The sequence below is a fragment of the Pseudomonas sp. PDM02 genome (genome assembly GCF_014852285.1).
Lineage (GTDB): Bacteria > Pseudomonadota > Gammaproteobacteria > Pseudomonadales > Pseudomonadaceae > Aquipseudomonas > Aquipseudomonas migulae.
In genome coordinates this window covers 1-228 of record NZ_JACVBL010000052.1, presented here as the reverse complement: position 1 = coordinate 228, position 228 = coordinate 1, and the positions used below count along the sequence as shown (strand labels likewise).

At 48.7% G+C, this 228-nt stretch carries 1 rRNA gene; it reads left to right on the top strand.

The window, feature by feature from the left end:
• Positions 1 to 168: 168 nt before the first annotated feature.
• A 5S ribosomal RNA gene (rrf, locus tag IB245_RS28980) occupies positions 169 to 228 on the top strand; the annotation flags it as partial.

Genomic DNA, 228 nt, shown 5'->3' with positions numbered 1-228 from the left:
AATTGCCCGTGAGGCTTGACCATATAACACCCAAGCAATTTGACTACTCGAAAGAGCATCAGATTGCGGTGTGTGAAGACGCAATGAACCGAAAGTTCGAGAGCAACACACAAACTATCGCATACCCGATTCGCTGGAACGTCGCAAGACGCGTCAGCTCAAGAATTTCTTGACGACCATAGAGCATTGGAACCACCTGATCCCATCCCGAACTCAGCAGTGAAACGA